Below are 26091 nucleotides of genomic sequence, written 5' to 3' on the forward strand. Positions count from 1 at the left end.
GAGCCGCGGACTCCCCTACATGAGCAGCGGCAGCAGCGCGTGCCGCCGCCGCACCACGGCGCCGAACCGCGAGTCGATGCGCACCCAGGAATCGGTCGCGCTGACCCGGACGACCTCCTCCTCGGAGGGCTCGGAGACGAGGAAGCCCATGCCGGACAGGGCGAACAGGCACCGCAGCGGCACCTTCACCTCCATCCCCGCGCCGTGCACGGTGAAGACCTCCTGGTCCATCAGCGACGCGGGCGGGGTGCCCTTCGGACCGACGTTCTCGCGGGCGAGGTGAACCCCCTGGTCAGCGACCTCGCCGACGACCTTCGCGGGAAGGTCGTCGACGCGCCGCCAGCCCTCGGGCGGTGGCAGCTCGGAACGCCACATGAGGTCCCGCTCCGGGCCGGGGTCCATCCGCGGCCCGCTGGCCACGGTCAGCGCGGCGAGCAGCTCGCTGCCCTGCACGCTCACGTCGGCCGGTTCGGCCTCCCCCTGCACCACCCGGGTGCACAGCGCGTCGAACGGGGTGGCGGTCCACACATCCAGCAGGCCGGTTCCGGTGCGGTTGCGCAGCCGCACGACGGCCTGCTGCTCCAGGCGCACGGCGCGCGCGACGAACGCGCCGAGGTCCTCGCGCTGCGTCGCCTCCGGCATCCGCAGTTCAGGCACTGGAGTGCTCCACCCCCTCCGGTCGCGCCGCCTCCGGGTGCTCCGGCCCCGGGGCCCGCCAGCGGCCGAGGAACGCGCGCTCCTCGGCCGTCAACCGCCGCGGCCGGCCGGACCCGAGGTCGTACGGGACCATGAGCGTTTCCGCGCTGGCCACCGTTTCCTCGGACAGCGCGGTGTAGTCCACGACGAACGAAGCGGCCTTGACCTCCCGCACGGACATGCGCACCCGCAGCACGCGGTCCGCGTAGAACAGCGGGCTGTGGTAGTCGATCACCACGCGTGCCACCACCATGCCCGCGGACATGCCGTGCAGCCCGTGGCGCTCCGCCTCGGCGAAGAGCATCTCGGCCCGCGCCTGCTCCAGCAGCGTGACCATCGTCGCGTGGTTCACGTGGCCGAACGCGTCCACGTCCGCCCAGCGCAGCGGGACTTCGGCCGCAAAGGCGCCCACCGAACGCTCCTTTCCGCAACAACCTCTAACGCACCATGCCGCGCAGTTCGCGGGCCGCCACGGACAGGGTAGCCAAGTCCAGTCTGCCCGATCCCATGATCTGGGTCAGCACCGAGCGGGCCCGCTGCAGCCGGAAGGAGTTGGCCGACTCCCACCGCGCGATCTTGTCCGCCGCGCTCTGCCCGGGCTCGCTCGTGCGCAGCACGTCCACCGCGATGTCCCGCAGCGTGGCGTAGAAGTCGTCGCGCAGCGCCAACCGCGCCAGCGCGTGCCACCGGTTGCCGCGCTCCAACTGGTTGACCGCCTGGAGCATGCGCTCCGCGTCCAGGTGCTCCCAGAGCGCGTAGTACAGCTCCGCGCTCTCGGCCGGACTGCGCTCGGGCGATACCCCGGCGTCGCGTTCTGCCAGTTCCGCGACCTCGGTGATGTCCAGCAGCGCGAACGAGTCGACCAGAACGGCCACGCGCTCGGCCAGCTGCTCGGGCACGCCCTGCTCGACCCAGGCGCGGATCTTCTCCTCCGCGGCCTCCAGGGCCTGGCCGCTCAGCAAGCTGCGGACGGATCCGGTGAGTTCGCGCACGACCGACTGGAACCGGTTGATCTCGGCGTTGATCGCCAGCGGCTGCGGCCGGTTGGACAGCATCCAGCGCGAGGCGCGGTCGAGCAGCCGGCGGCTCTCCAGCACGAGGTGATCGGTCACCGAGCTGGGCACGCTGCCCGTCAGCCCGTCGATCTCGCGCCACACCTCGTGCAGGTCGTAGATGCCGGTGACCGCGGCGAACGCGCGCACCGCGTCGGTGGCCGTGGCGCTGATCTCCTCGGAGAGCCGGAAGGCGTAGGAGATCCCCGCGTTGTCCACCATCTCGTTGACCAGCAGCGTGGTGATGATCTGCCGCCGCAGCGGGTGGGCGTCGATCGCGTCGGCGTACTGCGAGCGCAGCGGCTCCGGGAAGTACTCGGGCAGGCGCCGGGTGAACGCCTCCTCGTCCGGCAGGTCGCTGGAGAGCACCTCCTCCTTGAGGGAGAGCTTCACGTGCGCCATCAGCGTGGCCAGTTCCGGCGAGGTCAGCCCGTCGCCGGCGCGCTCCCGCCCCTGCACCTCCTCCTGCGAGGGCAGGGCTTCCAGCTCCCGGTCGAGGGAACCGGTGCGCTCCAGCGCGGTGATCTGCCGGGCGTGCACGGAGAGCATCTCCGGCGCGTGCGAGCGCGCCACGCCGAGCAGGCGGTTCTGGCTGCGGTTGTCGGCCAGCACCAGCTCGGCGACCTCCTCGGTCATGTCGCCGAGCAGTTCGTTGCGCTGCTGCCGCGTGAGCTTGCCCGCCGAGACCAGCCGGTCCAGCGCGATCTTGATGTTGACCTCGTGGTCCGAGCAGTCCACGCCGGCCGAGTTGTCCAGCGCGTCGCTGTTGACCTTCCCGCCGGTGCGGGCGAACTCGATGCGGCCGAGCTCGGTCAGGCCGAGGTTGCCGCCTTCGCCGACCACTTTCGCGCGCAGCTGCTCGCCGTCGACGCGCACCGAGTCGTTGGCCTTGTCGCCGACCTCGGCGTGCGTCTCGGTCGACGCCTTGACGTAGGTGCCGATCCCGCCGTTCCACAGCAGGTCGACGGGGGCGTGCAGGATCTCCCTGATCAGCTCCGGCGGGGACAGCCGCTCCACCGACTCGTCGATGCCCAGCGCGGTGCGGATCTGCGGGTTCAACGGGATCGACTTGAGCGAACGCGACCACACACCGCCGCCCTGGCTGATCGCCGAGCGGTCGTAGTCGTCCCACGTGGACCGGGGCGTGGCGAACAGGCGCTGCCGCTCGGCGAACGACGCCGCCGGGTCGGGGTCCGGGTCGATGAAGACGTGCATGTGGTTGAACGCCGCGACGAGCTTGAGGTGCTCGGAGGAGAGCATCCCGTTGCCGAACACGTCGCCGCCCATGTCGCCGATGCCGACGACGGTGAACTCCTCGCGCTGCGTGTCCACGCCGAGCTCGCGGAAGTGCCGCTTGACGCTCTCCCACGCGCCGCGGGCGGTGATGCCCATCTCCTTGTGGTCGTAGCCGACCGATCCGCCGGAGGCGAAGGCGTCGCCGAGCCAGAACCCGTAGGAGCCGGCGACCTCGTTGGCGATGTCGGAGAAGCTCGCGGTGCCCTTGTCCGCTGCGACGACGAGGTAGTGGTCGTCGCCGTCGTGGCGCACCACCCCCCGCGGCGGGGCGATCCTGCCGTCGACGAGGTTGTCGGTGAGGTCGAGCATGCCGGAGATGAACATGCGGTAGCAGGCGATGCCCTCGGCCTGCTGCGCCTCGCGGTCGGCCGCCGCGTCGCCCGTCGCCGCCGGCGGGCGCTTGACCACGAACCCGCCCTTGGCGCCGAGCGGCACGATCACCGCGTTCTTGACCGCCTGGGCCTTGACCAGGCCGAGGACCTCGGTGCGGAAGTCCTGCCTGCGGTCGGACCAGCGCAGTCCGCCGCGCGCGACCGAACCGAACCGCAGGTGCACGCCCTCGGTCCGCGGCGAGTACACGAAGATCTCGTAGCGCGGCCGCGGCTCCGGCAGTCCGGCGATCGCCGTGGGTTCCAGCTTCAGCGCCAGGTAGGACCGCGGTCCGTCCTCATCGGACACGAAGTAGTTCGTGCGCAGCGTGGCGGTGACCAGGTTCAGGTAGCTGCGCAGGATCCGGTCGGTGTCCAGTCCGGACACCTCGTCGAGCAGCGCGCCGATCTCCTCCTGCAGCCGCTCCTGCTGCTCCGCACGCTCCGCTGTGGACAGTCCCGGGTCGAACCGCGCTTCGAAGAGCCGCACGAGCGCGAGCGCGACCTCCCGGTGGTCGAGGACGACGTTCTCGATGTAGTCCTGCGTGTAGGCGGTGCCTACCTGGCGCAGGTACTTGGCGTAGGCGCGCAGCACGACCACCTGCCGCCAGTCGAGCCCGGCGCGCAGCACCAGCGCGTTGAACCGGTCCACTTCGGCGTCGCCCAGCCACGCGGCCCGGAAGGTCTGCTCGAAGCGCTCCTGCAGCGTGTCCAGCGGCTGCGTGCCGTCGTCGACGAGCAGGTCCTTCTCCACGCGCAGGCCGAAGTCGCAGATCCAGTAGCGCTCGCCGTCGAACACGACCTCGTAGGGGCGCTCGTCGACGACCTCCACACCCATGGCCTGCAGCACCGGCAGCACGCGGGAGAGGCTGATCCGCCCGCCGCGCACGAAGATCTTGAACCGCCGCTCGTCCGGCGCCGAGCCCTGCGGGTCGTAGAAGTACATGTCGAGGTCCCGGTGGCCCGACAGCTCCCGCAGCCGGGTGAGGTCGCGCAGCCCTTCCTCCGCCGGGAAGTCCTCCTTGTACGCCTCCGGGAAACCGCTGGCCCACCGCTGGGCGAGCTGGTGGATGGCCTCCGAGCCGGCGGAGGGCCAGTCCGGGTGCGGACGGGTGCGCTGCTCGGCGCGCAGCGCGTCGATCATCGCGTCGTCCCAGCTCCGCACGGCCTCGTTGAGCCGCTGCTGGATGCGGTCGAGGTCCGGCTGCACCTGGCTCTGCGGGTCGGTGTGCACGGTGAAGTGCACCCGCGCCAGCGCCGACTCGCCGACCCGCGTGCTGTACTCCAGCCCGGTGCCGCCGAGCTCGTCGAGCAGCACCTCCTGCATCGCCAGCCGCGAACTCGTCGTGTACCGGTCGCGCGGCAGGTACACCAGGCAGGAGTAGAACCGCCCGTAGGGATCGCGCCGCAGGAACGGTTTGAGCTTGCGGCGACCGGCCAGCGCGAGCACACCGGTGATGATCTCGCGCAGCGTCGCCTCGTCGGTGGCGAACAGCTCCGTGCGCGGGTAGTCCTGGATCTCCTCCAGCATCTGCTGGCCGGAGTACGACTCGAGAGGGAAGCCGGCGCGGTGGATGACCGTGCGCACGCGGCGTTCGATCACCGGGATGTCGAGCACGTTCTCGTGCAGCGCGGTCGTGGTGAACAGCCCGAGGAACCGGTGCTCACCCGTCACGCGGCCGCTCTCGTCGAAGGTCTTCACACCGACGTAGAACGGGTGCACCGGACGGTGCACAGTGGACGAAGCGCTGGCCTGGGTGAGCACCATCAGCTGCGGGGCCAGCGCTGTGGACAGCGCGTCCGGCCCCGCGGTGAGCCGGCGGGCCTCGACGCTGTCGTGGCGCAGCACGCCGAGCCCGGAGGCCAGCACCGCGCGCAGCGCCGGATTCGCCCCCGCCTCGCCGTCACCGCCGCTGACGGCGGTCCCCTCGCCGGAGTCAGCGTCCTCGAGCGCGTAGTGCCGGTAGCCGAGGAAGGTGAAGTGCCCGTCGGCCAGCCACCGCAGCAGCTGCGCACCGTCGTGCACGTCCTCGGCGGGCAGCGGCGGCGGGTTCTGCTCGAGCTCCTCGGCGAGCGTGCGCGCCGTGGTGTGCATCCGGTCCACGTCCTCGACGACCTCGCGGACGTCGTTGAGGACGTCGAGCAACCGACCCTCGAGCTCCGCCAACCGCTCGGGGTCGACGATCTTGTCGACCTCCACGCACATCCAGGACTCGGTGATCGCGCTGGAAGGCGGGGCCGCGGGGTCGGCACTCGGCAGCACCTCGCGCAGCTGCCCGGTCACGTCCCTGTCGGCGGCGATGATCGGGTGGATGATGCGCCGCACTTCGGCACCGCTGCGGCCGAGCTCGGCGGTGACCGAGTCCACCAGGTACGGCATGTCGTCGGTGACGATCTGCACGATCGTCGCCGAGCTCTCCCAGCCGTCGGTGTCCGGGTCGGGGTTGAACACCCGCACCACGGCGCGCCCGGCCACGCGCTCCGCGGCGAGAGCGCGGTGCGCGCGCACCGTCGCGGCGAGGTCGGCGGGCTCGTCCTGCGCGAACTCCTCGCCGGGCACGTGCCGGTAGTAGGTACCGAGCAGCTCGGCGAGATCGGGAGCCGACTCGGCGGCGCGGCTCAGCAACCGGTTCCTCATCCCGTCGGAGCTCTCGCCCCGTTCGTCCGTCACGTCTCCCCCAGCTCCGCGTGCTGTCGCGTCGACGTCCAGCTGTCCAGCTCTCGAAATCATGCTCAGCTCCTGCTCCAAGGCACCTCGTTGTGCCCGCACCGTCCACCCTAAGCCTGCCAGTCCGCACTGTTGAGAGGCGTCCCACAGCCGACATCCGGCGCGAAATCACACCCGGCGGGCGCGATCCGGTTGCACGGCGCACCGATCAGGGCGCAGCGCGGGCGGCATCGCACGCAGCGTGACGAAAGCGGCGGGAAGCCCCGGGTTCGCGGGGGAGCAGCACATCACCCGCCCGCACGACGGCGGCGGGCCGGACCTCGTCCGGCCTCCCCGTCCAGCACGGCATCGCCCGCTTCCCCGCCGCGGCGCAGGTTCTCCGCCACACGCAAGTCCGAAATGGACACAGGGGCGCCCTGCGCGGGCAGGCCGGCCGGATCGGTGTCGTCGAACCGGTCACCCCGCGTGTTCTCGAAGGCCGCGAGCGCCCCGGCGAGCAGGTCCGCGAGCCCCGCGCTGCTCGGGTCGACCTCCTCGGCTGGTCCGGGGCCGCCGGCCGGGGTCGCGCCCGGCTCGGACCCCTGCTCGGGGGTCTCCGGCGCCGGGGTCTCCTGCTCCGGGAACCCCGGCACCGCGGGGACTTGCGCGGCGAATTCCTGCGCGTGACGGGTTGGAGGAGCGTCCCTCCCGGAGGACGGGGCGACACCTGCCTGATCCGCGAGCGCTTCCGGCGGTGGCGGCTCGGCGGCGGAGCGCGGTTCCCCGCTCGGGCCCGCTCCGGCGGCGGGCGGGGCGGCTCCGGCCTGGTCGGCGAGCGCGGCGAGCTCCTCGGTGGCCGGCCACACGCGCTCCACCGGGGGCTCGGCGGGGGCCGTGCCCGGGTCCACGTCGGTGACGGGGATGACGGTGTCCAGGTCCACGGCCCGCGGCCACCGCGGCGCCTCCTCGGACGGCGAGGCCTCGCCCCGGGCACCGGGCCCCTCCGCCGGCTCGGGCGCCGGGGGTTCCGGTTCGGCGTGGCGGCCCCCGCCCGGCACCTCGGCGGCGCCGCTCTCCGCCGCCCGCGCGGAGAGGATGATGTCGAGCGCCGAGATCCCGGCGGCGGACTCCGCGTGCGCACCGCGCTCGCGGACGCCGGTTGCCGGGTGCTCCGGCACCTCCGCCCGATCAGCGGTGGGCGCACCGGCTGCCGCGGTTTCCGCGGGCGCTTCCGGTGCAGCCGCCTTCCAGGCAGCCGCTTCCAGCGCGCTCATCTCCCGGGCAGCCGGCCCCCGCGCGGTGCGGCCCTCGGCCTCGCTGCCGAGCGTCCCGGGCCCGGCGGGGTGGTCGGCGGTCCCGGCGGGTTCCGCGGCCGCAGCAGGGGCGGGCTCGGCAGCGGGGCCGGATTCGGCAGCCGCGGCGGGCTCGGCCGCCCGGTGCCCACCGCCGGTTCCGCCGTTCCGCCCCCCGGGGAGGTAGCGGGCCAGCACCTCCGCTGCGGGCGTGCTCGACCGGCGGGAGCGCCGCGCGCCCGCCGGTGCCGGGGCTCCGGCGGGCGCGGAGCGCGGGTGGTGCGCGTGCCCGTCCCGTTCGGCCGCGCGGCGGCGCCCGCGCGGGCGCCGCCCGGTCTCCGGCAGGTCCCCAGCAGGAGGCAGGTCCCCCGCCGCCGGGGACTCCCCCGCAGCGGGGAAGCCCCCAGCCGCGGGGTGCTCACCGGCACCCGGGAGGTCACCGACCGGAGGGAGGTCTGCGGACGGTGCGTCCCCGGTCACCGCGTCGCCCCCGGGGGACTCGGCCCCCGGGGACCGGTGCTGGTCACTCCGGCCGGACCACCTCCCCGGCTCCGCGGCGGAGCGCTCCTGCCCGCGCTGCGCGGGCACCGCCTCCCACCGGGGATCCGCGGATGCGGCCGGAGCGGGCCCCGCCGAAACGGGCTCGTCCGGCACCGCCCCCGCCGGGGCGGCCACCTCCGGGGCGGCCACCTCCGGAGCGGGCGCCGCCGGACGCGCCGCGACCGACCCGACGGCCGCGGTCCCGGTCCGCGCAGCTCGCACTGCCGACGCCGGTGCCGGCAGTGCCGCGGGGACCTCGGTGCACAGCCGCATCCGGGCGACGTGCACGGCGGAGCGCCACCGCCGGTCGACGGCGTAGGCGGTGCGCAGTGCGCGCAGGGCGGCGTGCGGGTGGTCGGCGCGCTCGTGCAGGTGCGACAGGGCCCGCTGCACGTGGACACCGATCGCGTCGAGCCCGTACCGCTCGGCCAGCGCCGCGGCGTCGTGCAGCACGCGGACGGCGGAGTCGAGGTCGCCGCGCGGGGCCTGCACGCGCGTGGCGAGCACGAGCCCGAGCCAGGCCAGGTGGGGGGCGGCCGCGGCGCGGGCGGGCTGGCGCACGGCGTGCGCGGCGATGGCTTCGGCCTGCTCCCGCGCGCCGAGCTCGAGCAGGGCCTGCACCCGTTCCAGGACGAGCAAGCCCCGGGCCGCACCGCTGTCGGCCGCGGGATCGTCGAGCTGCTCCACCCGCGTCAGACCGCTCTCGGCGGCCTCGGCCGCGGCGCGGAAGTCCCCGCTGCGGCGCCAGTGCACCGCGCGCTCGGCGGCGACGCGCGCCAGTGCGGGCAGCGCGGCCCGCTCGGGCAGGGCGGAGCAGAGCCGCTCGGACTCGTCGAGCGCTGCGACGCGCTCGGCGGGCGGCTGCGGCAGGGCCGCTGCCGCCAGCAGGGCGTGCGCGCGCAGACCGTCGGTGACTTCGGAGTCGAGCACCGAGCGCAGCACGCGCCGGGCGGTGCCGGGCGCGCCGCACGCGCCCGAGCACCAGGCGAGCTCCACGTACAGCTCGCCGAGGATCCGGTCGGCGGCGGGACCGGCGGTGTGGCGGGCGGGCAGTTCCCGCACCACCGGCACCGCGCGTCCCGCCGCGGTGACGGGCCGACCGAGCCGATTGGCGGCGAAGGCGGCGAGCGTCTCGGTTTCGAGGCGGGCGACCCAGTCGCCGTCCTCCGGTGCGCCCGCGCGGGCGCACCACGCCCAGGCCAGTTCGGGGGCCCGCCACCGCACGTCGCGTGCGGCGGCGAGCGCTGCCCGAACCGGACCGCCGGCGTGGGGACCGGGTTCGTCCGCCACAGCGCCTCCCGTGTGCTCCGGACCTCCCGCGTGCTCCGGGCGGTTCAGTCCCGGGTGAGCTTGCGGTGCGTGACCCGGTGCGGCCGGGCCGCTTCCGCGCCCAACCGCTCGACCTTGTTCTTCTCGTAGCCCTCGAAGTTGCCCTCGAACCAGAACCACTTGGCGGGGTTCTCCTCGTCGCCCTCCCAGGCGAGGATGTGGGTGGCGACGCGGTCCAGGAACCAGCGGTCGTGCGAGGTGACCACCGCGCAACCGGGGAACTGCAGCAGGGCGTTCTCCAACGAGCTCAGCGTCTCCACGTCGAGGTCGTTGGTGGGCTCGTCCAGCAGCAGCAGGTTGCCGCCCTTCTTCAGGGTCAGCGCGAGGTTGAGCCGGTTGCGCTCACCGCCGGACAGCACGCCCGCGGGCTTCTGCTGGTCCGGTCCCTTGAACCCGAAGGCGCTCACGTAGGCCCGGGACGGCATCTCGACCTGGCCGACGTGGATGTAGTCCAGACCGTCGGAGACGACCTGCCACACGGTCTTGTCCGGGTCGATGTGCTCCCGGTTCTGGTCCACGTACGACAGCTTCACGGTGTCGCCGACGCGGACCGTGCCCTCGTCCGGCTCCTCCAACCCGACGATGGTCTTGAACAGCGTGGTCTTGCCGACGCCGTTCGGACCGATCACGCCGACGATGCCGTTGCGCGGCAGGTTGAACGAGAGGTCGTCGATGAGCAGGTTGCCGTCGAAGCCCTTCTTCAGGTTCTCCACTTCGACGACCTGGTTGCCCAGGCGCGGACCCGGCGGGATCTGGATCTCCTCGAAGTCCAGCTTGCGGGTCTTCTCCGCCTCGGCGGCCATCTCCTCGTAGCGCTGCAACCGGGCACGCGACTTGTTCTGCCGCGCCTTGGTGTTGGACCGGACCCATTCGAGCTCGTCCTTGAGGCGCTTCTGCAGCTTCGCGTCCCGACGCCCCTGCACTTCCAGGCGTTCCTGCTTCTTCTGCAGGTACGTCGAGTAGTTGCCCTCGTAGGGGTAGGTGTTGCCCCGGTCCAGCTCCAGGATCCAACCGGCCACGTTGTCCAGGAAGTAGCGGTCGTGGGTGACGGCCAGCACGGCGCCGTGGTAGTCGGACAGGAACTGCTCGAGCCACAGCACGCTCTCGGCGTCGAGGTGGTTGGTGGGCTCGTCCAGCAACAGCAGGTCGGGCTTGCTCAGCAGCAGTTTGCACAGGGCGACCCGACGCCGCTCACCACCGGAGAGCTGCTGCACGGGAGCTTCCGGCGGCGGGCAGCGCAGCGCGTCCATCGCCTGCTCCAGCTGGGAGTCCAGCTCCCAGGCATCCGCGTGGTCGAGCTCCTCCTGGAGCTTGCCCATCTCGGCCATGAGGTCGTCGGAGTAGTCGGTGGCGAGCTTCTCGGCGATCTCGTTGAAGCGGTCGAGCTTGCCCTTGATCTCACCGACGCCCTCCTGGACGTTGCCCAGGACCGTCTTCTCCTCGTTCAGCGGGGGTTCCTGCTGGAGGATGCCCACGCTGTAGCCGGGCGAGAGGAACGCCTCCCCGTTGTTCGGCTGGTCGAGTCCCGCCATGATGCGCAGCACGGTCGACTTGCCAGCGCCGTTCGGCCCGACGACGCCGATCTTGGCGCCTGGATAGAACTGGATGGTCGCATTCTCGAGGATGACCTTGTCCCCGTGCGTCTTGCGCACGCTCTTCATGGTGTAGATGAACTCGGCCATACCGGGAATCGTAGTGGTGCTTCGCCACCCCGTCCGCATCCGGTGCGGCTATTCACGGCGCAGCGCCCGCGCCTCCCGCCCGCGGGGCGGCGTCGCAGGTCACTCGGATCAGCGATGCGGGCGCTCCTGCTCGGCGAGCTGGCGCAGCATCTCGTTGTAGGCGGCGAGCTCGGCGTCGCCGTCGGCGTCGGCCTTGCGGTCGATGCGGCGCGCGCTGCGCAGGTCCGAACGCGACCACTGGATCAGCAGCGCCAGGGCGACCACGATCGTGGGAGCCTCGCCACCGGCCCAGGCGATGGCCCCGGCGACGTTCTGATCGGCCAGCAGGTCGCCCATCCACGGCAGGTCCAGGCTGCGGTAGAAGTTCCCGCCGATCACGTCGTGCGACATCATCAGGATGACGCCGAAGAACGCGTGGAAGGGCATCGACGCGAACACCAGCCCGAGCTTGCCGAGGTGGGGCAGCTCGCGCGGCGCCGGGTCCACCCCGATCGCGGGCCAGTAGTAGACGTAGCCGACGAGCAGGAAGTGCGCGTTCATCGCCAGGTGCGCCCAGTGCTCGGACACGGCCAGGTCGTACAGCGGGGTGAAGTACAGCACCCAGAACGAGCCGACGAACAGCGCCAGCGCCGGCAACGGGTGCGTGAGCGCCCGCGAGACCGGCGAGTGCACCGCGGCCAGCAGCCACTCCCGCGCGCCCGGCGGTTCGCCCTTGCGGGCGGGTTTCAGCGCGCGCAGCGCCAGCGACGCGGGTCCGCCGAGCACGAGGAACGCCGGCGCCAGCATGTTCAGCAGCATGTGCTGACCCATGTGCGCGCTGAACATCGCCATGGCGTACTTGCCGAGTCCGGTGGACGTGGCCAGCAGGATCGTGGCGCAACCCGCCAGCCACGCCACCGTGCGACCGACCGGCCAGTGGTCGCCGCGCCGCCGCAGCCGCCGCACGCCCGCCAGGTACAGCCCGGCCAGCACGAGCGACAGCGTGCCGAAGACGAGGTCGAAGCGGAAGTCCACCAGCAGCGTCCACACCGACGGCGGCTGCGGCAGCGGGAAGCCGATGAGCAGTTCGACCCGCCCGGGCGGCGGTCCCAGCTGCGCGGGCGGCGGGGTGCGTCCGAGCGCGACGGCCACGCCGACCGTGGCCAGCATCACCAGCACCTCCACCGCGCCGAGGCGCAGCAGCTCGCTCCCGCCCGCGCCCTCGTCGAGCCGCCGGACCGAGCGCCGGCGCTGCAGGTGGCCGAACACGCCGAGCACGACCAGCGCGGCGGTCTTGACCAGCAGCAGCGCGCCGTAACCGGTGGTGAGCACCTCGCCCGGCGACGCGCGCACGAGCGCGTTGACCGCTCCGGAGGCGGCCATCGCGACCCAGCACCACAGGGCGATCGCGGAGAACCGGCGCGTCACCAGCGGCAGGTGCGCCCCGCCGCGGGCGGCGTGCGCCAGCAGCGCGACGAGCCCGCCGACCCAGAGCACCGCGCCGAACAGGTGCAGCAGCAGGCTGTTCATGGCCAGGTCGTGCGCCCCGCCGCTGGCCGAGTGGCCGGTAGCGACGACCGGGAGGACGCCCAGCAGCGCCAGCCCGAACAGGCCCGCCGACCAGCCCCAGGACAGCACGAGGCGGCAGCCGACCGCGGTCAGCAGCGCCAGCGCCGCGGTCAGGGTCCAGGCCTTGGCCTCGGCCAGCGCGCCGAACAACCCGAACAGCACCTGCGGGTCCAGCATCCGCGACACGGGCACACCGCTGGCGTCGGCGGCGGTGAACGGCACCACCAGTGCCGCGCCGAGGCACCACACCGCTGCTGACCAGCTCGCGGCGCGCACCGCGGCCCAGCCGTCGGCGGTGAGCTCGCCCGAGCGGCGGGCCGGGATGCCGAACACCGCCAGCAGCAGCGAACCGATGGTCACCAGCGCCCCGACCTCGGCGAGCACGCGCACCGCGGGCAGGCCGTAGCGCGTCGCGGCACCGGGGTCGGGCAGCCCGAGCAGCGCGTGGGAACCGCCGGCGAAAGCGGCGGTCAGCGCGGCGGCGACGAGCGCGGCGAGGGCGGTTCCGGTGACCACGAGGATGCCGAGGGTGCGGGACGCGGCGCGGGCGTCCCGCCGCGCCCGGGACCGCTCGGTCGGGGGCGCGGCATCGCTTCCGGAGGACACGGGTCGAGCTTAACGAGCTCGTGATCCGCGCTCCCCCGCGGTGCGGTCGACGTTCGTGCGCGCGCGGCCCGGCCGCTACGGTGATCGCCGTGACTCCCGCCCGCCGTCGCCTCCGGTTCGCGCTGCCGTGCGGCGCGGCGGCGCTGCTGCTCGGGTGCGCGGCGCAGGTCCCCGGTGAGCCGATCCCGGCCGCCGGGTTCACCGACCCGCCGCCGCAGGACACACCGGGTGCGGCGAGGCCGGTGCAGATCCCGCGCCCGCTGCGCACCGCGGGCGATCCGTGCGCGCTGCTGGGCCCGCGCGAACTCGAACCGGTGGGCGGGCTCCACGGGCGTCCGCACCCGGGGAACCCGTTCCCGGAGACGTGCACGTTCCCGCTGGGCGCGCCGGGGGACGGCGGGGGGCGCGCCGACCGGGCGCGCAACACGGCCGCGGCCGGGTTCCACCGCTCGTACGAGAAGACCGCGCGGCAGCAGCCGGAGGGGGTCAAGACCTCGGTGCGGGGCTACTCCAGCTGGCTGTACTGCGAGGTGGTGCGGGGCTTCCAGACGTGCACGGCGACCACCGCGGTGACCGAGGAGCGCTCGCTGGTGACGATGCTCTCGCTGCGCGGCGCCGCGGCGGCCGACACGACCGCGCGCCTGCACGGGTTGACCGAGGCGGCGCTGAAGCGCCTGCGGCCGCTGTGAGGCGGCGGCAGCCGCGAGCCGGTCCGGTGCGGGGCGACCCGCCCGGGCCGCCCCGGTGCGGTCCGGCTGCGCGCGGAGCCGCTCACCGCACCGCCACGGCGTCCGCACCGAGCAGCAGCCGACCACCGATCACGGTGGCCGTGACGGCGGTGTCCCTGATCCGGGTCGGATCGATGGCGAGCACGTCCTCGGACAGGGCGACGAAGTCCGCGAGCTTGCCCGGCTCGAGGGTGCCGACCTCGTCCTCGCGCCCCGCCGCGTGCGCCGAGCCGTGCGTGTAGGCCCGGAGCGCCTCGGCGATGCCGACTCTCTCCGCCGGGGCGAAATCAGCCCCCGCGGAGGTCCGGCGGTTGACGAGGTCGTGGATCGACACGAGCGGGTTGGCGTCGGAGACCGGGGAGTCGGTCGACCCGGGCACCACCATCCCCGCGTCGAGGAGGGAGCGCATCCGGTAGGTCCCCCGCACCCGATCCGCTCCGATCGCGTCGATGATGCCGTCGCCGAACTCGGAGATGAAAGCGCCCTGGGGCACGGGGGTCACCCCCAGTTCGGCGCAGCGCCGCACCTGGGCGTCCGTGGCGATGGCGAAGTGCTCGATCCGGTGCCTGACCTGCTTCGGCGCGGCTTGCTGGGCTGCGGCGACGGCGTCGAGGGCGTGGTCGATCGCGCGATCGCCGATCGCGTGCGTCGCCACCGCCCACCCGGCCCGGTGGTACGCCGGAACGAGCTCGCGGAGTTCCGCCGGCTCGACGACCATCACCCCGCGGTTGTCCGGCTCACCGCAGAAGCAGTCGTGGACCGCGGCCGACCGCCCGATGAGGGATCCGTCGGAGATGACCTTCACGGGTCCGAACCGCAGGTGCTCGTCGCCGAAGCCCGTTCGCACGCCCAGGTCGAGCGTCCGCATCCCCTCCGCGTTGAGCTCGAGCTCGTGGAGGGTCCGGTGGAAGGGCATGACCGTCATCCGCGGGCGCAGCACCCCGGTTTCGACCGCCGTCTGGTAGAGCCCCAGCACCGGGGCGTCGGCCCCGAGGACGCCGCCGAGGAGGACACCCGGTTCGGTGAGGCTGGTGAGCCCGTAGGACAGGGCCTGGTCCGAGGCCAACCGCAGGTACCCGAGCGACTCCTCCTCGGTGACCTTCGCCGCCTCGAGCGCGATGCGGTCTCCCGCGTTCTCCTGCAGCAGGCCTTCGGCGCGCCCCTGCTCGTCGCGGATCACCCGCCCGCCGGGAACGTCCGAGTACCCCGCACGACCGGGGGCACCGACGAGTTCGAAGGCCCGGGTGTTGGCGACGATCATGTGGTGGGACACGTGCTCGACGATCGCCGGGCGACCACCGGTGACCCGGTCGAGCGCCTCGGCGGTGGGGTGCCCGCCGAGGCGGTTCTGGTCGTAGCCGCTGCCGCGCACCCAGGAATCCGGGGGGAGTTGCGCGGCGCGTTCGGCGAGCGCGGCGTAGAGCTCGTCGAGATCGCGCACGGCCGGGTAGCGCAGGTCGACGGTCGCCAGCTGCTCACCCGTCCCCATCGTGTGGTGGTGGGCGTCGTGGAATCCGGGCACCGCGCGGGCGTCGCCGAGGTCGAACTCGCTGTCCGGCTCGAGCCCGGAGACCTCGTCGACGGCGAGGATCCGGCCGCGGTGGACGGCGAGGGTGCGCGCCTCGGGGTGGGACGGGTTCCCGGTCCAGAACCGCCCGTGCCAGAACGAATCGATCTTCATGCCGTGTGCTCCTCCTCCGTCATCGCGTGTTCGACCTCGGAAGCGCTGCGTCGCGACAGCCCGATCACTCCGAGGACCGAGAGGGCGACGGTGCCGACGTAGAACGACATCACCGCCCACGGGCTGCCACCGGTCGAGTTGAGCAGCCACTGGGCGACGATCGGGGTGGTTCCGCCGAAGACCGTCGCGCACAGCTGGTAGGCCAGCGTGACTCCCGTGTAGCGGATCCTGGCGGGGAACGCCTCCGACAGGGCGGTGGCGAGCATCGCGTAGTACGCGGTGGCCCCGATGGTGTTGACCACGAGCATCACGCCGAGGAACACCGCGTCCGCCGACTGGATCGCCAGGAAGAAGGGCGGGGTGGCCACGCCGGTGACGACCAGCCCCCAGATGAGGACGGCGCGCAGACCGATCTTCTCGGCGATCTTCGCGGCCACCGGTTGCCAGAAGAACTGGACGACCGCCGAGAGGAGGATGAGGTTGAGGATCACGGACCGATCCATGCCGAGCAGATCCGTGGTCCAGGAGAGCATGAAGGTGTTGTTGAAGTACGCCGAGGAGATGCCCACCACCGAGGCGAGCACGCCGAGGACGACGAGCAGCGGGGCCGTGGTGACCGCTTCCGCGGCGGGGATCCGCGACACCTGGCTGCGCTCCTTGAGCTCGCTGAACTGGGAGGTCTCCTCGACCTTCAGCCGGATGAAGAAGGCGAGGAGGACGAGGACGGCGGAGAGCAGGAAGGGCACGCGCCATCCCCAGCTCATGAAGGCCTCGTCGGGCAGGAGGCCGACGAGCGTGAAGGCGACGGTCGAGAGGATCGATCCTGCCGGCGAGCCCTGCTGCACCCACGCCCCGGCGAGCCCGTTCTTGCCGGGAGCGGCGTTCTCCGTGGCGAGCACGACGGCTCCGCCCCATTCGCCGCCGACGGCCAGCCCCTGGGTGGTGCGCAGGACGACGAGGAGGACCGGAGCGAGCACGCCGATCTGCTCGTAGCTCGGCAGCAGACCGATGCCGGTGGTCGACACCCCCATGAGGAGGAGGGTGACGATGACGGTGTTCTTCCTCCCGAACCGATCACCGAAGTGGCTGAAGACCACCCCTCCGATCGGGCGCGCGAGGAACCCGACCCAGAAGGTCGCGAACGAGGCGAGCAACCCGGCCCCCGGAGCGAGGTCGGGGTAGAACGCGGTGCCGAAGACGAGCGCGGCGGCCGTGCCGAAGAGGAAGAAGTCGTACCACTCGATGGCGGTACCGACGAAGGCACCCATCATCGATCGGCGCTGCTTCTGCGCAGCTGCCTGAGACGTCGTTGCCATGGTGGGCTCCCGGAGGTCAGCGGGCGGGGGAGGTCCGGCCGTCGAGAAGCGCGAGCGGACCGCTCAGGACCGCCCGGAACGCCGCTGCCGAGACACCTGCGGACCGAGGTGGCTCGAAAAGCGCGCGCAAGCTCTCGGGCAATCTAAGGTCCGGGGAGGTATGCGCACCAATACTGATTCATGAGGGTTGTGATAACTTTCGCGCATGGAACTCGCGGCCCTCGAGAGCTTCCTCGCCGTGCTCGAGACCGGCACGGTCACCGAGGCCGCACGCCGCAGGTTCACCTCCCAGCCGGCGCTGTCCCGCCAGATCAGAACGCTCGAGGACACCTGCGGCACGCAGCTGTTCACCCGCGCGAAGACCGGGATGGTCCCGACCCGGGCCGGCCGTCAGCTCGAGCCGGTCGCCCGCGACCTGCTCGCGCGCAGTCGTTCCGCCGAACGCATGATGTCGACGCTCGCCCAGCAGGAGGTCCCGCTCACCGTGGCCTGCCCGACGATGGTCGCCGAGCACCTCGTCCTGCCCTTCGTCGCCGAACGCTGCGCCGCGGTCGCCAACGTCCTGGAACGCCCCACCCTCGAGATCTTCGACCTCGTCACCGACCTCTCCGCGGACCTCGGGATCGCTCCGATCACCCCGCCGCCGGGGATCGAGTCCCGGTTGATCTGCCACATCCCGTTCTCCGTGCAGGTCACGCCCGATTCACCGCTCGCCGGGCGGGCGGCGGTCGACATCACCGAACTGCCGGAGCTGCCGCTGCTCGTCCCGGACGCGCTCAGCGGGACCCGGCGCGCCTTCGACGCGCACCTCGCCCGCGCGGACGTCACGCTGCACCCGCGCACGGAAGTCACGCGCACGCACATCGCGCAGGCGATGGCGACGGCCGGGCAGGGGGTCGTCGTCGCGATCGATCCACCGCAGTACGACCTCGTCGCCGTCCCCCTGCTGTCCGGAGGGCGGCAGCTCTTCGTCGAGGAGTGGGCCGGGTGGCCGAGCGGCCACTACGCAGCGGGGACGATCCGCAACTTCCTCGACGCGTACGTCGCCTGGCTGAGGCGGTCGCCGCGGGCGGAGTCCCTCGTCCACGCCGAGCACGGGCCTGCCGCCGGAACACCCGGGCGCGGTGAGCGCGCGGGACCCGGCGCGGAGGCATAGGTGGCGCCCGCGGCGGGTACGCGCGTGGCACACCCGGTGCCGGAGGTTCGGAGGGACCGGCCGCGCAGCACCGGTGCGCAGCAGGCGACGAGGAGGAACTGTGGCCGACGAGCAACTGCCGATCGCGGGATTCGACGAGCTCCCGCTGAACACGCTGCAGCACCGCATCCGCTCGCTGACCTCGGACCAGCTGGAGCAACTGCTCGCGCACGAGCAGGAGCACGCCGACCGGGTCCAGGTCGTGGAGCTGCTGAACAACCGCCTGGAGGAGCTGGCAGCGGGAGCGGAGCCCACACCCGGCGAGGGGGAGCCGATCGACGTGCCCGGGCAGACGGCGCACGGCTCACCGGTCGGGCCGCAGGGACCGCGCGAGAAGGGGCGTCCGGGCGTGCACGGCACGCGCAGCTCCACCGGCAAGGGCGCCGAGCACAAGTCGAAGTGAGCCCGCACGTCGCACCGGGGTGCAGCACCTCGGCGAGGAGGAGCCGATGACCACCGCCCACCAGCAGCACACCGGGCACGAGCACGTGCACGGCGAGGGGTGCGGCCACGTCGCCGTGCCGCACCATGACCACGTGGACTACGTGCACGACGGCCACCTGCACGCCGCCCACGACGACCACTACGACGAGTGCGAACCGGCCGAGCACCAGGCGCACGGCGACCACGGCGAGCACGTGCACGGGCCGGACTGCGGGCACGTCGCGGTGCCGCACGGCGACCACGTCGACTACGTGCACGACGGCCACCGGCACGCCGCCCACGGCGACCACTACGACGAGCACTGAGACGGCTGCTGCGGTGCGGCATCCGAGTGACTCGAACTCGGCTGTCCGAGGGGTTTTCGACCTCAGGCCCGGCAGCGGGGAATCACCGGCGCACGACGGACGTTGGATCGGCGGTCCTTCTTGATCAGCATGGAGGTTCCGCCCGTGCAGGATGTCCCCGAACCCGGTCCTCGCCAGCAGCCCGACCCGCACATGCCCGAATCCGCGCCACGTCGGCAGCACCAGCCCAGTCACCACCGCAGCAGTCGTCGGGCGGGTCCCTCCCGCCCTTTCCCGCCGGTCGCCCAGCTGCAACGAGCCCTGCGCAGGCTGAAGTTCCGCAACGCCGGCCTGCGCATCGGTGGTTCGAAAACGGTGCACGGCCTCCGATGGGCCGAAACCTCCGAGGGAGCACTGCGCGTCGCCACGGCGTGCAACACCGGGCACGACCGCAGCGATAACTCGGAGGACCTCAAGCCCGAGGTCAGCGATCCGGTCAACTGCGACAAGTGCAGCGGCGCAAAGGCCCTGGCCCAGGGGCAGCGCTACGACCCCAACCGGAACACGAACCAACCTCCGCTCCCCGCCATGCACCGGCACCCGATCTGGCCCGGTGATTACGGGGATCGCACACGACCCCTCTGGTGAGCCGGGCACCCGGAACACTGCTCCCTCCGAAAACCCCGCCACGAAGGGGTCTTCCAGGAAACACCTCAGGCGAAGCGGTCGATCTTGACCGCCTCGATGAAAGCCTGCCACTGGGCGCGGCCAGCCGTGAAGTGCCCCTGCGCGCGGTTCTTGGTGTCGCGCACGGCAGCACCGTGGTCGGTGCGCCCAACCTCGACGCAGTTGTTGGCCCCTTGAGTACGGCTCGACTTCCGCCACCCGCTCGGCTGTTCCTGCAGGGCCATCACACGCTCCTAGATCAGTTCCTTGATCCGCCGCTCCAGCATCGCCATCGTCGCGCGTTCCGAGGCAGCTGCGGCACGCAGCTTATCGAACGCCGTGACGTACTTCTCCGTGTGGCTGGGCTTGTCCAAGTAGTCGCTGCCCGTCAGCCCCTCCAGATAAGCGTAGGTCGCGACCGGTTCTCCCAAGTGCAACAGGACCCACGAGGAACCCACAGCGATGTGCTGCCCCGCGGAGAAGGGCACGATCTGGATCGTGATGTTCGGCCGCTGAGCCGCCACGCGCAGGTGCTCGAGCTGCTCGCGCAGGACCTCGTGGTTGCCCACCTCGCGGTAGAGCACGGCCTCGCCGAGCACGCACCACAGACTCGGGCCCGTACCTTCGAGCACTCGCGATCCCCTGGCCAGACGCTCGCGGATGGCCGGTTCGATGTCGCGGGAGTCGTCCAGGGGATCGCTCAGGATGGCTCGCGCGTAGTCCTCGGTCTGCAGCGTGCCGTGGATCAGCTCGGGATCATAGGACTTGATCTCGGTGGCAGCGCCTTCCAGCGCGACGTACGTCGCCGCCCAGTCGGGCACCTTCGCAGGCTGGTCCCGCCGCCGCGCCTCACGAGCCAGCTCCCGCAGTTGCTCGGCCTCCGCGCCATCGGGCACCGAGAACATGGTGAGCAGTACTTCAACTTCAGCCGCGCTGACGGTGAGCTCGCCCTTTTCCACCCGGGTGACCTTGGTGGAGTACCAGTCCAGCCGCTCGGCGATCTCCTTCGGTTTCACGCCTGCGCGTTCTCGCAGATTTCGCAGGATGAGCCCGACCTGCACGCGGCGCACTGCTGGCCAAGTGTTGCTCATGCTCACATCATGACCCATCGGTCACCCCCACCTCGCATGTCACTCATTCGGTGTCTCGCAACTGTAATTTCACCTCGGTAATTTTCTCTATGTTGCTTACGCCGACGAGCACCAGGAGGGAGCGGCGATGTGGGAGCGGTGGAAGTTGAGCCATTCCGCACGGAAGGCACGACGCGAGCGGGAACGCCGCCGCAAACGGGTGGTCCTGGACCGCAGCCCGATGCCGGGGGTGATCAGGTGACCTCGCCCGGAGCACGGCTTGCCATCGTCCTGCGCAGCGCGCAGTGGGACATCGACGAAGCCGCCTTCCGGATGCCGCGCGGCGAGGTCACCGCCGAGGAGTGCTACCGGCTCGCCCACGGGCTGGAAGAGGTGGCCCGGCAACTCCGGCTGCACGTGGTTCGCGAGGGCAGCACCACGGGTGAGTGCTCATGACCGGACGCGGATCCCTGCGGTGGTGTCAGCGCGCCGAACGCGAACGGCCCTGCTGAAAGCGCCGGCCGGGAGAAGGCACCCCCGGCCGCCGCTGCGGCACTCCCACCGGCGATCGCGCGCACCGCGTCCGGGCGAAAGCGGCGGGGCACCGTCCACTCTCCCGATCCGCGCGAGTCCCCCGATGCTGCGACCGCGGAGGAATGCTTTCCGTTTTCCGCGTTCTTCCGCGCATTCCCGCCCCGAATCGCAGCGCGCGCGATCGGGCGCGGATCTGCTGCGAAAACACCGCGCGGTTGCCGCTCCCCAGCGCACCGGGGCAGCGCTGCCGCCACAACAAGGCCGATGACCTGCGGATTCCTCGGAGGGGCCGCACCTCCGGGCGCAACCCGACCCGGCGGCACCCGCGAAATGTGGTGCCCCCAGCTGGACTCGAACCAGCGACCTAAGGATTAGAAGTCCTTCGCTCTGTCCTGCTGAGCTATGGGGGCCGAACGGTTTCCCGTCAACCGCAGATAGCAGGGTAGCGCTCCGTGTTTGATCTCGTGACGACGATGCCGGGCTGTTGCCGACTCGGTATCGAACAGCAGCCCGTTCGGCGACAACGAACCCGGCACCCGACCGCGCGGAATCGGGGGGCACCGCCGTCCACTCCGCCGGAAACAGCCCAGCTGCGCTGGGGAGGAGAGGGATCGGCGCACATCCGGTGCACGCCGGGTCACGATACGCGCACCGGCGGCGCGCGGAACCGCCCGGCACTGAACCCCCCCGGAAGAGCCAGTGAGCGGGTGCTCAGCGCAGCCGGTCGATCACGTGCGGCGACTGGCGCAGCAGGCGGGTGACCCCGCCGACGGTGAACTCGGTCAGCAGCTCGAGCAGCGCCTCGCGGTCGGGACCGCCGTCGGTGCGGGACAGGCGCACCATGGACTCGGTCATCGCGAAGTACAGGGCCACGAGCGCGTCGTCGGCGCCGCCCGAGCTGACGCCCTCGGCCTCCCAGCGGCGCCGGCTCGCCGCGGCGTAGACGGGCGCGAGCCGGCTGCACAGCTCCGTCAGGCCGGGCCTGCCGGTCTGCTCCGCCACGTGCAACACGTCGTAGACCTCGGGTTGCCGCTCGACGAACTCGAACATCCGCGCGTAGCTGCGCCGCGCCACGAGCTCGAGCTCCTCGCTCTCGGGTTCGAGCACCTCCGCGGACAGCGCCGCGACCGCGCGGTCCAGCGCGCGCTGCGCCGCCGCGTCGAACAGCTCCGCGCGCCCGCCGAACAGCTCGTACACCGACTGCCGGGTGAGCCCCGCCGTGCGGGCGACCTCCTCGATGGTGGCCGACTCGCCGCTGCGCGCGAACGCGCGCACGGCGGCGTCGACGACGAGCTCCCGCTGGCGCTCGACCGGGATCTTGCGCGGACGGCCCCGACCGGACCCGGCCCTGCCCGTTGACACGTAACGCACCTCACAGCATCATTTTCGACAATCTTGTCGGATATTCCCCTCCGGCCCGGTCTCGACCTCGAAGGAGAGGCGATGTCACTGCTCCGCCGATTATCCCGACTCGCGACCCTCACCGCGGCCACGGCGCTCGGCCTCGCCCTCACCACGGCGAGCAGCACCGCCGCACCCTCCTTCTACGACCCGCCCCGACCGCTGCCCGCCGGCGAGAACGGCGACGTGATCAGGCACGAACCGAGCAGCTTCCACCTCGACCCGCTGCGCGGCGTCGAAGCCCCCGCCGACGTCGAGCGGATCATGTACCGCAGCACCGACGCCCGCGGCGAGCCCACCGCCGTCACCGGCACCGTGCTCACCCCGCAGCGCTCCTGGGACGGGCCCGGTCAGCGCCCCCTCATCGCCTTCGCCCCGGGCACCCAGGGCATCGGCGACCAGTGCGCCCCGTCGAAGCGCCTCGCCAGCGGCGAGGAGTACGAAGGCGTCATGCTCAAGGCCCTGCTGAACCAGGGCTACGGCGTCGTCGTCACCGACTACGAGGGGCTCGGCACCCCCGGCGTGCACACCTACGTCACCCGCGAATCCATGGGCCACGCGGTGCTCGACGCGGCGCGCGCCGCGCAGCGGCTGCCCGCGGCCGACCTGCCGGACTCCGGACCGGTGGCGACGTACGGCTACTCGCAGGGAGGCGGTGGATCGGCCGCGGCCGCCGAACTGCAACCGAACTACGCACCCGAACTCGACCTCCGCGGCTCCTACGCCGGGGCGGTCCCGGCCGACCTGCGGCAGGTGGCCGCAGCGCTCGACGGCAACGTCTCGGCCGGACTGCTCGGGTTCGCCCTCGTCGGCGCCGACTCGGCCTACCCGGAGGCGGGGATCCCGGACATCCTCAACGAGCGCGGGAAGGAGATGGCGCAGCAGATCCGCGAGGACTGCGTCACCGACATCCCGCACTACGCGTTCACGCGCTCCGAGGACCTCACCGCGGACGGCCGCTCAGTACTCGACCACCTCGACGAGGAACCGTTCCGGTCCATCGTGGACGAGCAGACCATCGGCGACCGCGCACCGGAAGTTCCGGTGCTCAGCGTGCACAGCATCGCCGACGACATCGTGCCGTACCAGCAGGGGCGCGAGATGGCGCGGAAGTGGTGCCGGCAGGGCGCCCAGGTGCAGTTCTCCAGCTACGCCGCACCGACCCACGTCGCCCCCGCCGTGCTGGGGATCCCGGAAGCCCTGCACTTCCTCGAGCAGCGCTTCGCCGGGAGGGAAGCGCCGAGCAACTGCGCCGAGCTCCTCGGCGAGTCCACGGCGGACGCGGTGGAGCGGCACGCGCAGGAGGAGTCGAACTAGCTGCTCGGACGTCGAAGCCGGGTGGACGGGGCGGCTGGCGGGGAATCCCCAGCTGCCCCGAAATCCCGAGGGACGAGGACGATCGGGGGAGACCTGAACGCAGCCCCGGAGCCCCACGACGCCGCGGGCCCCTCCGGGGCCACTTCCGCCGCACCCGCGGAGCGGCGGCACCTGCTCGTCGCGCGTCCCGCGAGGCTCCCCGGCTCCAGCGACCCGCCGACGGCCCAGGACGCGCGGCATCCCCGGCGTCGTCCCGCGGACCCACCGCTCGTCGCCGGCGCGCTCCCCGTCGGTTCACGGGCATCCCTCCGCCAGCGCGGCGACCACCGACGCCGCCGGCCCGGTCGGCGCGTGCCGGTGGCCGGTGCCCGCCCACAGGTGCACGCGGTCCGCGTCGTGCGCCTTCGCCGCCGCGCCGCGCAGTTCACGGGTGAGGTGGTGGACGGCCGGGTAACCGACCGGCGCGGTGGCGCCGTGGCGGTCGACGAACCCGTTGCGCAGCGCCCGCGCGGGACGACCGGTGAAAGCCCTGGTCACCACCGTCCCGGTGAACGACGGGTCGACCAGCGCGTCGCGGTGCGCCCCGCCGGCCCCGCTCTCCTCCGTGCGCAGCAGCAACGTGCCCACCACGACCGCCTCCGCACCCGCGTCGAGCAGCCGCCGCACGTCCTCCGGCCCCGCGACACCACCGGCGGCGAGCACGGGCAGGCCGGTGCCGGAACCGACGTCGGCGACGAGCCGCTCCAGCGGCACCTCGGAAGGTTCCCGCGCGGCGGAGTGCACCGCGGAGTGCCCGCCCGCCTGCGGTCCCTGCACGACGATGCCGTCGACGCCGAGTTCCCGCGCCGCCGCGGCCTCCTCGACGTCGGTGACCGTGACCAGCACGTGCGAACCCGCGCGGCGCAGCGCCGCGACCACGTCCGCACCCGGCAGGCCGAAGGTGAACCCGACGGCGGAAACCGGTTCGCGCAGCAGCAGATCCACCTTCTCCTGCCACCGGTCGTCGTCGTGCACCACGGGCGCACCCGCGAGGTCGAGGCCGTAATCCCGCCCCTCCTCGGCGATCTCCCGCGCGTAACGGCGGAACTCCGCCTCGTCGACGGGTTCCCGCTCGGGCACGAACAAGTTCACGCCGAATGGGAACCCCGCTCGCCGCACACCGTCCATGTCGGACTTCAACGCCGCCGCCGTCTTGTAACCGCCGGCGAGGAAACCGAACCCGCCCGCCGCGGAGACGGCCGACACGAGCGCGGGAGTGCTCGCCCCGCCCGCCATCGGCGCCGCCACCAGGGGGAGACGGCTCGGCACCAGCTGCGAATCCGCGCTGCCCATCACTTCGCCCTTCCCTCGTCTCGTTCCGCAACCGCGTCGCCCCGCTCGCGCCGCCACGACGCGCCGAGCCGCCGAACGGCTTGTTCGCCCAGCGCGCGCACCACCTCGGCGGCCGGGCGCACGCGGTCGACCCGGCCGATCGCCTCGCCGGCGATGATCCCGACCTCGTCGGGATCGTCCCCGTCGACCGCCGCGCGGTACTGCTCCACCACGCGCGGCAGATCGGCCGCGAGCTCGTCCTCCCGGCCGTGCCACCGCTCGACGAAGCCGTTGCGCAGCACGCGGCTGGTGTACTCCCGCGGCCAGGACAGCCGCCGCACGACGTCGTACACACCGGTGCGCACCGTGTCATCACCGCTGCTGCCGAGCACGCGGCGCTGCGCTCCTGCCGGGAGGAGCGCTTCGGCGGTGGCGAGCAGGCGGGTGCCGACGAGGACGCCGTCGGCACCGAGCACCAGGGCGGCCGCCACCGCGCGGCCGTCGACCACGCCTCCGGCCGCGAGCAGCGGTGTGCCCGGAGCCTCCTCGGCGATCAGGTCGGCCACCTCCGGGACGAGGGTGAACGCGGTGCGCTCCGCCCTCCCGTGCCCGCCGGCCTCGGAACCCTGCGCCACGACGACGTCCGCGCCGGCTGCCAGCGCTTCCCGCGCCTGGGCGAGCGTGTGCACCTGGCACAGCACGCGGGCGCCCGCGTCGCGGATCCGGTCCACGAACGGGGCGGGGTCGCCGAAGGACAGCATGACGGCCACCGGTTCGTGCTCCAGGGCCACGTCGAGCAGGGCGGGCCGCTCGGCCAAGCTCCAGGTGATGAAACCGCAGCCCACGCGCGCCCCTTCCGCTCGGGCGAACTCGCGGCGCAACCACTGCTCCTCCCCGTAGCCACCGCCGATGAGGCCGAGGCCGCCGGCGCGGGAGACCTCACCGGCGAGATGCCCGCCCGCCACGACGTCCATCGGCGCCAGCGCGAGCGGGTGCTCCAGGTCGAACATCCCGGTGAAGCTGCTCGTGAGCGGCACGGGTTCCTCCGTTCGGGATCGCGGACGGGACGGCGCGCACCGCCGTGGACG

20 protein-coding genes and 1 tRNA gene are annotated in these 26091 nt (G+C 72.6%); 7 read left to right on the forward strand and 14 right to left on the reverse strand.

The genetic code is table 11. From position 1 onward, the window contains the following. Positions 1 to 15: 15 nt before the first annotated feature. From ACYVJE_RS16930 to ACYVJE_RS16955, 6 genes are all read right to left on the reverse strand, one after another. Positions 16 to 657 carry a hypothetical protein gene (locus tag ACYVJE_RS16930; RefSeq protein ID WP_459158667.1) on the reverse strand — a complete coding sequence of 214 codons (642 nt, stop codon included), beginning with the start codon at positions 655 to 657 and terminating at the stop codon, positions 16 to 18. Beyond that, positions 650 to 1108, reverse strand: a complete 459-nt coding sequence (locus ACYVJE_RS16935) for an acyl-CoA thioesterase (protein ID WP_461145216.1) — start codon at positions 1106 to 1108, stop codon at positions 650 to 652. The genes ACYVJE_RS16930 and ACYVJE_RS16935 overlap by 8 nt, the downstream gene beginning before the upstream one ends. 25 nt (positions 1109 to 1133) lie before the next feature. Further along, a complete protein-coding gene (locus ACYVJE_RS16940) occupies positions 1134 to 6143 on the reverse strand; it encodes an NAD-glutamate dehydrogenase (RefSeq protein WP_461145217.1) in 5010 nt (1669 codons plus the stop codon). A 224-nt stretch (positions 6144 to 6367) separates the two neighbouring features. Further along, positions 6368 to 9181, reverse strand: coding sequence for a hypothetical protein (locus ACYVJE_RS16945; RefSeq protein WP_461145218.1), 2814 nt, complete (start codon positions 9179 to 9181; stop codon positions 6368 to 6370). A 44-nt stretch (positions 9182 to 9225) separates the two neighbouring features. Next, positions 9226 to 10902: an energy-dependent translational throttle protein EttA gene (gene ettA / locus ACYVJE_RS16950; protein ID WP_459158663.1), complete on the reverse strand. Its 1677-nt coding sequence runs from the start codon at positions 10900 to 10902 to the stop codon at positions 9226 to 9228. 108 nt (positions 10903 to 11010) lie between these two features. Further along, the gene (locus tag ACYVJE_RS16955; RefSeq protein ID WP_461145219.1) at positions 11011 to 13056 is read right to left on the reverse strand and encodes a cytochrome c oxidase assembly protein; all 2046 of its coding nucleotides are present in this window, start codon (positions 13054 to 13056) and stop codon (positions 11011 to 11013) included. Positions 13057 to 13145: 89 nt separating this feature from the next. Between ACYVJE_RS16955 and ACYVJE_RS16960 the strand changes: the two genes are divergently transcribed. Next, a complete protein-coding gene (locus ACYVJE_RS16960) occupies positions 13146 to 13745 on the forward strand; it encodes a DUF3558 family protein (protein WP_461145220.1) in 600 nt (199 codons plus the stop codon). An 82-nt stretch (positions 13746 to 13827) separates the two neighbouring features. Here ACYVJE_RS16960 and ACYVJE_RS16965 read toward each other — a convergent pair whose 3' ends face one another. Both ACYVJE_RS16965 and ACYVJE_RS16970 read right to left on the reverse strand, forming a co-directional pair. Then, positions 13828 to 15465 (reverse strand): amidohydrolase, encoded by a 1638-nt coding sequence (locus ACYVJE_RS16965; protein ID WP_461145221.1) that lies wholly within the window; start codon positions 15463 to 15465, stop codon positions 13828 to 13830. After that, complete coding sequence (locus tag ACYVJE_RS16970; protein WP_461145222.1) at positions 15462 to 16781, reverse strand: MFS transporter; 1320 nt, start codon at positions 16779 to 16781, stop codon at positions 15462 to 15464. Before ACYVJE_RS16970 ends, ACYVJE_RS16965 begins: the two co-directional genes overlap by 4 nt. Before the next feature lie 205 nt (positions 16782 to 16986). On the opposite strand from ACYVJE_RS16970, the gene ACYVJE_RS16975 reads away from it, so the two are divergent. From ACYVJE_RS16975 to ACYVJE_RS16990, 4 genes are all read left to right on the forward strand, one after another. Beyond that, positions 16987 to 17937, forward strand: coding sequence for a LysR family transcriptional regulator (locus ACYVJE_RS16975; protein ID WP_461145223.1), 951 nt, complete (start codon positions 16987 to 16989; stop codon positions 17935 to 17937). Positions 17938 to 18037: 100 nt separating this feature from the next. Further along, the gene (locus tag ACYVJE_RS16980) at positions 18038 to 18379 is read left to right on the forward strand and encodes a hypothetical protein (protein ID WP_461145224.1); all 342 of its coding nucleotides are present in this window, start codon (positions 18038 to 18040) and stop codon (positions 18377 to 18379) included. Positions 18380 to 18425: 46 nt separating this feature from the next. After that, on the forward strand, positions 18426 to 18725 hold the full coding sequence (locus ACYVJE_RS16985) for a hypothetical protein (RefSeq protein WP_461145225.1): 300 nt from the start codon (positions 18426 to 18428) through the stop codon (positions 18723 to 18725). Positions 18726 to 18869: 144 nt separating this feature from the next. Further along, positions 18870 to 19352, forward strand: coding sequence for a hypothetical protein (locus ACYVJE_RS16990; RefSeq protein ID WP_461145226.1), 483 nt, complete (start codon positions 18870 to 18872; stop codon positions 19350 to 19352). 65 nt (positions 19353 to 19417) lie between these two features. Here the strand turns inward: ACYVJE_RS16990 and ACYVJE_RS16995 are convergent, their stop codons facing one another. Both ACYVJE_RS16995 and ACYVJE_RS17000 read right to left on the reverse strand, forming a co-directional pair. Beyond that, positions 19418 to 19615, reverse strand: a complete 198-nt coding sequence (locus tag ACYVJE_RS16995) for a DUF397 domain-containing protein (protein WP_461145227.1) — start codon at positions 19613 to 19615, stop codon at positions 19418 to 19420. Positions 19616 to 19624: 9 nt separating this feature from the next. Continuing rightward, positions 19625 to 20461, reverse strand: coding sequence for a helix-turn-helix domain-containing protein (locus ACYVJE_RS17000; protein ID WP_461145228.1), 837 nt, complete (start codon positions 20459 to 20461; stop codon positions 19625 to 19627). 237 nt (positions 20462 to 20698) lie between these two features. On the opposite strand from ACYVJE_RS17000, the gene ACYVJE_RS17005 reads away from it, so the two are divergent. Then, complete coding sequence (locus ACYVJE_RS17005; protein WP_461145229.1) at positions 20699 to 20896, forward strand: hypothetical protein; 198 nt, start codon at positions 20699 to 20701, stop codon at positions 20894 to 20896. A 411-nt stretch (positions 20897 to 21307) separates the two neighbouring features. On the opposite strand, the gene ACYVJE_RS17010 is transcribed toward ACYVJE_RS17005, so the two are convergent. Together ACYVJE_RS17010 and ACYVJE_RS17015 are read right to left on the reverse strand one after the other, a co-directional pair. Continuing rightward, positions 21308 to 21384 (reverse strand) — tRNA-Arg (locus ACYVJE_RS17010). Between the two features lie 301 nt (positions 21385 to 21685). Continuing rightward, positions 21686 to 22336: a TetR/AcrR family transcriptional regulator gene (locus tag ACYVJE_RS17015; RefSeq protein ID WP_461145230.1), complete on the reverse strand. Its 651-nt coding sequence runs from the start codon at positions 22334 to 22336 to the stop codon at positions 21686 to 21688. Positions 22337 to 22417: 81 nt separating this feature from the next. On the opposite strand from ACYVJE_RS17015, the gene ACYVJE_RS17020 reads away from it, so the two are divergent. Beyond that, the gene (locus ACYVJE_RS17020; RefSeq protein ID WP_461145231.1) at positions 22418 to 23692 is read left to right on the forward strand and encodes a lipase family protein; all 1275 of its coding nucleotides are present in this window, start codon (positions 22418 to 22420) and stop codon (positions 23690 to 23692) included. 294 nt (positions 23693 to 23986) lie between these two features. Here ACYVJE_RS17020 and ACYVJE_RS17025 read toward each other — a convergent pair whose 3' ends face one another. Together ACYVJE_RS17025 and ACYVJE_RS17030 are read right to left on the reverse strand one after the other, a co-directional pair. Continuing rightward, a complete protein-coding gene (locus ACYVJE_RS17025) occupies positions 23987 to 25024 on the reverse strand; it encodes a nitronate monooxygenase (RefSeq protein ID WP_461145232.1) in 1038 nt (345 codons plus the stop codon). Beyond that, complete coding sequence (locus ACYVJE_RS17030) at positions 25024 to 26040, reverse strand: NAD(P)H-dependent flavin oxidoreductase (RefSeq protein WP_461145233.1); 1017 nt, start codon at positions 26038 to 26040, stop codon at positions 25024 to 25026. The genes ACYVJE_RS17025 and ACYVJE_RS17030 overlap by 1 nt, the downstream gene beginning before the upstream one ends. Positions 26041 to 26091: the final 51 nt, after the last annotated feature.

The organism is Salinifilum aidingensis, from assembly GCF_054782015.1.